Origin of the sequence: Bradyrhizobium sp. PRIMUS42, from assembly GCF_023006515.1 — a bacterium.
GTDB lineage: Bacteria > Pseudomonadota > Alphaproteobacteria > Rhizobiales > Xanthobacteraceae > Bradyrhizobium.
The window spans coordinates 1-9,559 of record NZ_JALBGZ010000181.1; the positions used below are offsets into that span (position 1 = coordinate 1).

Consider the following 9,559-nt stretch of genomic DNA (forward strand, 5'->3'; position numbering starts at 1 on the left):
TTTGCTTCGTCTCGTCCCCCTTATTAAGCCAAGAGGGCGCAGGGAAGGCCGGGTGCCGGCGTGGCAGCCGCCGGAGCCGACGCGGCGTCACTCGTCGCAAGCACGAGGATGATCGCGCCCTCGCTGACCTTGTCGCCGGTCTTCACCTTGATCTCGCGCACGGTTCCCGAAAGAGGTGCCGGCACTTCCATCGTTGCCTTGTCCGACTCCAGCGCGATCAGCGGATCCTCCGCCTTCACGCTGTCGCCGAGTTTGACGAAAATCTCGATAACCGGCACGTCCTTGAAGTCCCCGATATCGGGAACGCGCACCTCTGCCACCCCAGCGGGAGCACTGGTTGGCGACGGTGGTGCGTTGACGACCGGGCGCGCGTCGGTCTGCTCACCGCCCGCACCCTCGAACTGCACGATGACAGCACCTTCGCTGACCTTGTCGCCGACCTTCACAACCACCGAGTTCACAACGCCGTCGCGCGGCGACGGTACCTCCATGGTCGCCTTGTCGGACTCCAGCGCAACCAGCGGATCCTCGGCTTTGACCTTGTCGCCCGGCTTTACGAAGACTTCGATGACCGGGACGTCCTTGAAATCACCGATGTCGGGAACCTTGATGTCGATCAAACTCATCGCTCTGTCCTCGGCTCCGCTGGCTCACACGGTCCAGGGCGCTGAACGCCCGGCGTCGATCTTGTACTTGGCGATGGCTTCGGCCACGGTCTCCGGCTTGATCACCCCGTCATCGGCAAGCGCCTTGAGCGCGGCGACGACGACGTAATGTCGGTCGACCTCGAAAAATTGCCGTAGCTTCACGCGATAGTCGCTGCGCCCGAAGCCGTCGGTGCCAAGCACGACGTAGCGACGTCCGGCCGCCTGCACATATTCCCTGATCTGATCGGGGTAGTTGCGCATATAGTCGGTTGACGACACAACCGGGCCCGCATGCCCGTCAAGCTGCGTTTCCACCCAGCTTTTGTGGCGCGGCTCGGTCGGATGCAGCAGATTCCAGCGCTCCGCCGCCATGCCATCGCGACGAAGCTCGTTGAAGCTGGTGGCGCTCCACACGTCCGCCGTCACGCCGAAGTCCACCTTGAGCAGATCCGCGGCCGCGATCACCTCACGCAGGATGGTGCCCGAGCCGACGAGTTGGACGCGCAGTCCCTTCTTTGTCGCCTCGCCGCCATTCTTCAGGAGATAGAGTCCCTTTAGAATTCCCTCCTCCGCCCCCTTTCCAGCGTCAGCCAGTGCCGGATGCGGATAGTTCTCGTTCATCAGCGTGATGTAGTAATAGATGTCCTCCTGCGCCTCATACATGCGGCGCATGCCTTCCCGGACGATGGTCACGACCTCATAGGCAAAAGTCGGATCGTAGGACACGCAGTTCGGGATGGTGCCGGCCAGCACGTGGCTGTGGCCGTCCTCATGCTGCAGGCCTTCGCCGTTGAGCGTGGTGCGGCCGGCGGTGCCACCGAGCAGGAAGCCGCGTGCCCGCATATCGCCCGCCAGCCAAGCGAGATCGCCGACGCGCTGCAGGCCGAACATCGAGTAGTAAATGTAGAACGGAATCATCGGCACGTTGTTCGTGCTGTAGGACGTCGCCGCGACGATCCAGCTCGACATCGCACCGCCTTCGTTGATTCCTTCCTGGAAGACCTGCCCGCTCTTGTCTTCGCGGTAATACATTAGCTGATCGGCATCTTGCGGCCGGTAGAGCTGGCCGACCGACGAGTAGATGCCGAGCTGGCGAAACATGCCTTCCATGCCGAAGGTACGGGATTCGTCCGGCACGATCGGCACGATGTGCTTGCCGATCGCCTTGTCGCGCACGAGCGTACCGAGCATCTGGACAAAGGCCATCGTGGTTGAGATTTCGCGGTCGCCGGTGTTTTCGAGCAGCCGCTGGAACGTCGACAGCGGCGGAATTTGCAGAGGGGCGGACTTGCGCCGGCGTTGCGGCAGGCTGCCGCCGAGCTTCGCGCGCTGCGCCCGGAAATACTTCATCTCCGGGCTGTCGTCCGGCAGGCGGAGGAAGGGGACCTTGGCGAGGTCGTCATCGGCGACCGGCACCTGGAAGCGGTCGCGGAAGCCGCGCAGCGCGTCCTGCGTCATCTTCTTGGCCTGATGAGCGATCATCTGGCCTTCACCGGATTCGCCCATCCCGTAGCCCTTGACGGTTTTCGGCAGAATGACCGTCGGTTGACCCTTGTGGTTCACGGCCGCGGTGTAGGCGGCGAAAACCTTCTCGGGATCATGGCCGCCGCGTGCGAGTTGCCAGATATCGTCGTCGCTCATGTCGGCGACGAGCTGCTTCAGTTCGTCGTACTTGCCGAAGAAATGCTCGCGGATATATGCGCCACTCTTGCTCTTGAAGTCCTGGTATTCGCCGTCGACGCATTCTTCCATGCGCTTGAGCAGCAGCCCGCTCTTGTCCTTTTCCAGCAGGCGATCCCAACCCGAGCCCCACAGCACCTTGATGACGTTCCAGCCGGCACCGCGGAAGATACTTTCAAGCTCCTGGACGATCTTGCCGTTGCCGCGAACGGGCCCGTCGAGCCGCTGAAGGTTGCAGTTGATGACGAAGATCAGATTGTCGAGATTCTCGCGGCCGGCCAGCGAGATCGCGCCGAGCGATTCCGGCTCGTCGGTTTCGCCGTCACCCATGAACGCCCAGACCTTGCGGTTTGCAGTCTCGGCGAGATTGCGGTTCTCCAGATATTTCAGGAATCGCGCCTGGTAGATCGCCATCAGCGGCCCCAGCCCCATCGACACCGTCGGGAACTGCCAGAAATCCGGCATGAGCCACGGGTGCGGATAGCTCGACAAGCCCTTGCCGCCGGTCTCCTGCCTGAAACTGAGAAGCTGCTCCTCGCTCAGACGTCCCTCGAGAAAGGCGCGCGCGTAGATTCCGGGCGAGCAATGCCCCTGGACAAAAATCAGATCGCCGCCATGCGTTTCCGTAGGCGCATGCCAGAAATGGCCGAAGCCGATGTCGTAGAGCGTAGCGGCGGACTGGAAGCTCGCGATATGGCCACCAAGCTCCGAACTCTCCTTGTTGGCGCGCAGCACGATTGCCAACGCGTTCCACCGGATGATCGAGCGCAGCTTGTGCTCGATGGCGCGGTCGCCCGGCAGGGCCGGCTGCTGATCCGACGGAATCGTGTTGCAATAGGGCGTCGTCAACGTCTGCTGAATGCTGAGGCCGCCGCTACGCGCTGCGTCAATCATCGTATTGACGACGAATTCGGCCCGTTCACTGCCACGGTGACCTCGGATTGCCGACAGGGCATCCAGCCACTCCCGGGTCTCCTGCGGATCCTGATCGTGCGCGTCCGCGACTGTCATTACTCTCTCCCTTGCATGCCAAGCCGAAGTCAGGCGTCATTGCTCATTGCGTTCCGCCGTCAAGCGGAAAGCGCGCAATGCCACGCAGGCGGTATCGCCTGTCGTTCTAGGTGAAAGATTGAGTGCTGGCTGGCATATGAACGTCCCCTCGCGTCGTTTGCTTTTGAGCTATCGCTTCTTTTGCAGACACCTAAGCAGCATTCGTGCCAGACTCGGAAAGGCGCGCCAATCACGCGCATGCCGTTCGTTTTGCTTGAGTTTGCGATGCAATCCGGCAAGCCCGCCTCTCCGATCGGCCCGGATCTGTCTGAAGCTTCGGAAAGCCGTTCGGGTGTACCGCCCGAAATGTCGGACCAGCATTTACAGGGCTCGATGGCGGAAACCCGCTGCGCGCTCGAAGCGACAGCGTCCGCGCGGCGTCGCATCCGGCCGGGAGAGGTCGCTCGCGGAAAGACTAAGAATCGAATTGACGAACTTTGCTCAGATAGCTGAATGTTCGCGACCGGCGCATTCACGGGGCTGACCAAATGACTGTCATACTCGATCTCCTCAACGGCGATCCGCGAGCGAAGATGGGGCCCGAGACGCCGCGTCATCCCGAGAAGGCGAACCGTCCCGATACGCCTATCCAGAGCAAGCCTGCGTGGATCCGCGTGAAGGCGCCCGGCTCAGCCCAATGGGCCGAGACAAAGCGCATCGTGCGCGAAAACAAGCTCGTGACCGTGTGCGAGGAGGCAAGTTGCCCCAACATTGGCGAGTGCTGGGCGAAAAAGCACGCGACCTTCATGATCATGGGCGATACCTGCACACGCGCCTGCGCCTTCTGCAACGTGCGCACCGGCCTGCCCGGCCCGCTCGACGCCGACGAGCCGGTCAAGGTCGCCGAAGCAGTGGCCAAGCTTGGGCTGGAACATGTGGTCGTCACTTCGGTCGATCGCGACGACCTCGCCGACGGCGGCGCGGCGCATTTTGCGGCTACGATCGCCGCGATCCGCGGGACAAGCCCTCGCACGACAGTCGAAATCCTGACGCCGGACTTTTTGCGCAAGCCGGACGCGCTCGAAACGGTGGTCGTGGCGAAGCCCGACGTGTTCAACCACAATCTGGAAACAGTGCCGTCGAAATACCTGACGGTGCGACCGGGAGCACGCTATTTCCATTCCGTCCGGCTGCTGCAGCGGGTGAAGGAACTCGATCCGCGGATCTTCACCAAGTCCGGCATCATGGTCGGTCTTGGCGAGGACCGGAGCGAGGTGCTGCAACTGATGGACGATCTGCGATCCGCCGACGTCGATTTCCTGACAATCGGCCAGTACCTGCAACCCACGCGCAAGCATCACCCTGTCGTAAGCTTTGTGACGCCTGGCGAATTCGACAGCTATGAGAAGATCGCTTATGCCAAGGGCTTTTTGCTTGCATCAGCGACGCCGTTGACGCGCTCCTCCCATCACGCCGGCGATGATTTTCGCAAACTGCGCGCGCGCCGGCGCGGCTAGCGTGCCGCTGCGCTCCGGCTACCCATTTTGCGGGCGAGGTCCAGCGCACCAAATTCCGAATCGATCCTGCAGCAGAGTCAATTGAGTTCTAGCGGTTCAACTGCGTCGCCCCGCGGCCGGCATTCTCATTGACGTCAGCATCTATGAAAGTAAGGGTCGCGCTCCCTAGACCAATGCGACGAACGACTGCCGGCCGACCTCGATCTAATCGACACCTGTTTGGTTGTAGACCATCAAAACTTGGGACGCGCCTAGTCGTCGGGCGCGTCCCCTAGCCGCGACGCACTGGGCGACGTTGGAGGTCTCAAACGTCACAACGCTACTCACTTCCAACACGAGAACGTGTCTAGAGCCTGCAGTTTGGCGGGGTGGCAACGCCGACTCCAGAACAAATGGCTGAAAGGTCGCTCCGTCGCGACAATCGTACGTGTGCACGCGATCGCCGCGCCCTGCTGCTGTCCGCCGGAGAGCTGGCCCGGATAGTTCTGCGCTTTGGCCGAGAGCCCGATGGTCCCGGAGCGATCAATGTCCCGACACAGCCGGCGGTATGCCCGTGAACGCGGGCGACATCATTGTAGGCGATCAGGACGGCCTCCTCGCATTTCCACCGTCCCTGGCCGCAACGGTCATCGAGAAAGCATTGGCGCAGGAGCAAAATGAAAACGGCACTATCCACGCGATCCGTGAGGGCCGATGGGATCGCGCCTTCGTCGATACGCTCGAGGCGCGTTGTGCGAACTGAGCGCTACGCGGTATTGCACCTTCCCAGCGGGTATCAATTCAAGTCGTTCCTTTTAGTGCCCGTCGGCATTACCAGTTTCAGCATCAGCCCAGCTAAGAAATCCCTGCTCACATTAGACGTGATGAGATTTTCCTTGACCTCCCGGCGCACACGCAGCCCTCTAAACAGTTGAAAAACCTGAACTCTCGCTCCAATCCATCATGGGGGCGACGGAGAAGCGGTAGCTTTGCGATTTCAGCGAAATATCCGACATTATGATTGTTGAGCTGTGCAATACCTGCGCTTTGGCCATTCGTGCGCATCCTTCGCAAGAATGCGCTTCCTGTTCCTTCGGAATACGGCGCGGGCGTCACGCTTCGGAGCTTAGACCAGATGCATGGCCGGCAAAGCCACCTCTAAGGTCGAGCCATGACGACTGGATTCTGCAAGAACCAAACTGCCGTCATACCTTTCCACGATCATGCGGCAGATCGGCAGGCCCAGTCCCATCCCTGCCCGCTTGGTCGTGAAGAACGGCTCAAAAATGCGGCCTTGGTCGTTCGGACAAATTCCCCCGCCGTTATCGCGAACGAAGAGGATAACAGCGTCGCCGTCGAGCCGTGTTCCAACGTTCAATCTACGACCGTCGGTCAAAGCGGAGTTGACCGCTTCGATGGCGTTTTTCAGCAGGTTCAAAATCACTTGTTGCAGTTGAACGGGATCCGCACGCACCAAGGCGCCATCGACTTGAAATTCAGTCACGACCGACACTTCGTTCAACTGCAATTCGTGCTGCAGTAGCCGCAATACCTGGCGCGTGATTTCCTCAATGTTTATCGTCGCAGGTTGATCAGCGGCGTCCTTGAAAAGCCCGCGAACACTCCTGATCGTCTCATTCACCCTTAAACTCGCTTCTTCCATATCCTTGAGAATGACGTTGATCTCGTCCAGCCGAGGAGGTTGCGCCTGAAGCATCTGGAGAGCCGTGCTTGCATTCAAAGTGATCGAGCCCAGAGGCGACCTGACTTCATGAGCGATCGCCGCGGTGGCAGCGTCGATGCTCACCAAGCGATTGGCTCGCTCACGCCGCTGCATTGTCAGGGCACTGGCGAGCCGAGAGTAGAGCACGGTCATTTCGGTCAGCAGGACCGACAGCAGCATGCAACTTGCGACCAGCGCAAAGCCGCGCGCCGCATACCAACCAACCGAAAAGCGAACCGAACTCGCGACGGCTGCCACGAGGAAGTTAGGCAGCCAAGCCAACAGGGTCACCATCAGCCAGAGATCAAGCACCGTTCGCCCGCGTGCAAAGAGCAGCAAGAACAGGAACGCGCCGAAAACGAACAAAGCGACGTTGATCTGATTACCGAGCCGCGTCTGCAGCGTGACACTCGTCGTGTAGAAGCTCGGGAGGTGCCCGACCCAAGTGGTCACAAGCGGCGCCGCTAGAACCACCACCCCGAACACGAACGCAAGCGAGAGCGCGATGCTGGCAGCGGGCGACCGGGGGATTTCCGCTTTCATCTCCTTCAGCAAGGCGTAGGACAGCACGCACAAAGAAAACGTCGTGTGCCAAAGGACGAAGAACCAAGCCGGCGTATTGTAGCCGTCACCGATGATGCCGTTAGGTGCGTAGCCTCCCGGAAAACTCAACGTCTGCAGGAAGGCGAACGAGGCGCTGAAGAGGTATGCGCTGGCGATGGCAAGCAGCGATCGATGCGGCTGGACCGAATACTGGGCCAACAGCAGAATTGCCGTAAGCAGGTCGGCTGCGCTCAGGACGGTTTGAAGAACCGGAACGAAGCTGTCGATCCTGCCGATCTGGAGATGCGCAAAAGGCGCAACTAGCGCTGCAAGGGCGATAATCACGACGGCAAGGCCAACCGCGACTGCTCGCTGTTTCGGCGTTGCGGGCATCAATGCGACTACGACAGGAAGGTCCCGATCCGATGCGGGCGTGTAACGCTGCGTTTCGACGTTCAGCATGGTGGCCGCCTGTGCTCCGGCGGTTGTTGATACTGTGGTTGTTCGAGTGCGCGGCAGCCCGGACATCCGTCCATGGCTCCCGCTCGCCTGGACAGCCTCGGATTTTAACAGGGGACATCCTGCCACGGTGTAGTGACCGCAGCAACTGAGCTTTCAGGTGCGGGCGATGAGGCCGTTCTCGTCACCGAACCTGCCTGGTCGGCGACAAGCCTGGCGTGCGGCCTTCTGCAGTCTTGGGTTGGCCGTCAAACCCTCGACACTGAAACTCGCCGCCTAATGTGCGGCAGAAGTGTCAATCGCCTGCAACCTCATTTCGCAAGCGATATTGTAATCCCGCTGAGGTTGGCGGCAAACTCCAGGCCCGCCTTCGGCCCTCGCAGGACGATCACGACCCCCTTGTCGTTACGCAAGTGGACGCCGTTCACGCCCCCGACGAGCGCCGCGCCGCCACCAACTGAGCTGTAGGAACCCGCAAAGTCGGAGATTTCGCGGATGCCCGAAGCCCAGCCATCGAGCCGACCGATGGTCGCGCCAGCCGTGATACCAAGGCTAATGCCGGACACTTGGAAGGGATAGTTGTGGCCGCGATAGGTCAGCACCCCGTTGCCCGCGCCAGCGCCGACGAGCAGGCCCGCCTTCACTATCTTGACCCGAACATGGCCTGAGGCCTGCGCGAAGGACGGTGTCGCAGGAACGACCAACGCAAGGAGCGCGATCGTTCCGAGGTAAATTGCCGAAGTCCTCGCAAAGGCGATGCAGCGCTCAAGGTTTCTCTGCATCGACTTTCTTCCAGGTCTGGTCGGGATCAAACAAGGAGATACGCCTGGCAACGAAGTCCGTGCGCTTGCCGAGATCCTTCTGGTAGACGGTACCGTCATGATTGACGAGGAAGGCCATCACGCCGGAATTGCCATACTCGGCAGGCCAGGCAATCAGCCCGAAGCCGCCAATCATCTTGCCTTTCACGACGTAGTTGAGTGGGCCGCCCGGCGCGTCCATCCCCTGCCCCTTCAAGATCCGAAAATAGTATCCGTGATATGGGCTCGGCCCTACACCTGACGCTTTGTAGCCTTCGGCAGACGCCTCCGCCGCAAGCGGACCGAGCGGGCTCGGGTCGCTGTCGTCGCGCCAGAACAGCCCATCCTTCTTGCCGGGATTGCTGACGATGCGTTGCGCGTAGACGCCGACGCCCTCACCGCGATCCTTGCCGGCATATTCATTCTGGGCGTCGACATAGGCGAGTGCGGTCTGGATCGCGTCGAGCTCGTTCCGGCCGATGCGGCGGCGGAGCACTTCGATCCGCCCCTCGTCGGTGTCGAACTCCCAGCCGGACTTGGTGTTGATCAGCGGGATCGGAAACGGAAAATCGTCCGGGCCCAGCATCAGGGTTGCGGTCTTGTTGCCCTCCGCCTTGAGGCCATGCTTGGCGTCATACATCGACGTAAAGCGCCGTCGTATATCGTTGTCGGCGATCTCGTCACCGGAGAAGACGATGTCCTCGGCGGCCCTGCCGAGCACCTTCAGGATGTCGCGCGGCCCGCTCTTGACCGCCGCCGCAAGCGCCGCGGCAGCGTCTTCCGGCGTCTCGTACGATTGCTGGGCCTGTGACGCAGAGCCAAGCAGCGCCAGGGCCATGATGCCGGGCAGAAGCGCGCGGCGTAACGATTTCAGACCGGTCATGGTGACACCTCCGCGGGGATCGTCGCGCCGCCGGCGAGCCAGTCGCGGTAGGTGCGGAATGTCAGTCCGAGCTTCTCGTAGTACACGCGCAGATATCCGTCGCTTCCGCGCGTTACGGCGTTCGGCATCACCTGCTCGACCTCCTGAGCCATGACACCGACATAAGCCTTGTCGCTGCCGACGTAGCTGAAGCGGTAATAGCCGAGGCCGTTGCCGAGATAGCCGAGCAGGACGACGTCGTGCTTCAGCGCCATATCGGAGCGCCGGCCACCACCACCACCGCGCCCGCCTCCTCCGCCTCCACCGCGGAAGCCACCGCCGCCACCCATCGACATCCC

General features: G+C 61.3%; 9 protein-coding genes. 2 read left to right on the top strand and 7 right to left on the bottom strand.

What is annotated here, in order from left to right; translation table 11 throughout:
- Nucleotides 1-23 precede the first annotated feature (23 nt).
- Together MOV75_RS15895 and aceE are read right to left on the bottom strand one after the other, a co-directional pair.
- The gene (locus MOV75_RS15895; protein ID WP_247006155.1) at nucleotides 24-626 is read right to left on the bottom strand and encodes a biotin/lipoyl-containing protein; all 603 of its coding nucleotides are present in this window, start codon (nucleotides 624-626) and stop codon (nucleotides 24-26) included.
- A gap of 24 nt (nucleotides 627-650) precedes the next feature.
- Nucleotides 651-3,338 (bottom strand): pyruvate dehydrogenase (acetyl-transferring), homodimeric type, encoded by a 2,688-nt coding sequence (gene aceE, locus MOV75_RS15900; protein WP_246926450.1) that lies wholly within the window; start codon nucleotides 3,336-3,338, stop codon nucleotides 651-653.
- A gap of 527 nt (nucleotides 3,339-3,865) precedes the next feature.
- On the opposite strand from aceE, the gene lipA reads away from it, so the two are divergent.
- Nucleotides 3,866-4,834 carry a lipoyl synthase gene (lipA, locus tag MOV75_RS15905; RefSeq protein WP_246926454.1) on the top strand — a complete coding sequence of 323 codons (969 nt, stop codon included), beginning with the start codon at nucleotides 3,866-3,868 and terminating at the stop codon, nucleotides 4,832-4,834.
- A 553-nt stretch (nucleotides 4,835-5,387) separates the two neighbouring features.
- A complete protein-coding gene (locus tag MOV75_RS15910; RefSeq protein WP_246926456.1) occupies nucleotides 5,388-5,576 on the top strand; it encodes a hypothetical protein in 189 nt (62 codons plus the stop codon).
- A 160-nt stretch (nucleotides 5,577-5,736) separates the two neighbouring features.
- On the opposite strand, the gene MOV75_RS42465 is transcribed toward MOV75_RS15910, so the two are convergent.
- The 5 genes from MOV75_RS42465 to MOV75_RS15930 form a co-directional block, all read right to left on the bottom strand.
- Complete coding sequence (locus MOV75_RS42465; RefSeq protein ID WP_258719544.1) at nucleotides 5,737-5,868, bottom strand: hypothetical protein; 132 nt, start codon at nucleotides 5,866-5,868, stop codon at nucleotides 5,737-5,739.
- A gap of 71 nt (nucleotides 5,869-5,939) precedes the next feature.
- A complete protein-coding gene (locus tag MOV75_RS15915) occupies nucleotides 5,940-7,541 on the bottom strand; it encodes an MASE4 domain-containing protein (protein WP_246926460.1) in 1,602 nt (533 codons plus the stop codon).
- A 308-nt stretch (nucleotides 7,542-7,849) separates the two neighbouring features.
- Nucleotides 7,850-8,320: a hypothetical protein gene (locus tag MOV75_RS15920; protein ID WP_246926462.1), complete on the bottom strand. Its 471-nt coding sequence runs from the start codon at nucleotides 8,318-8,320 to the stop codon at nucleotides 7,850-7,852.
- Nucleotides 8,304-9,221, bottom strand: coding sequence for a DUF2950 domain-containing protein (locus MOV75_RS15925; protein WP_246926464.1), 918 nt, complete (start codon nucleotides 9,219-9,221; stop codon nucleotides 8,304-8,306). The genes MOV75_RS15920 and MOV75_RS15925 overlap by 17 nt, the downstream gene beginning before the upstream one ends.
- On the bottom strand, nucleotides 9,218-9,559 hold a 342-nt coding region (locus tag MOV75_RS15930), incomplete at its 5' end, for a tail fiber domain-containing protein (RefSeq protein WP_369010460.1). The genes MOV75_RS15925 and MOV75_RS15930, both read right to left, overlap by 4 nt.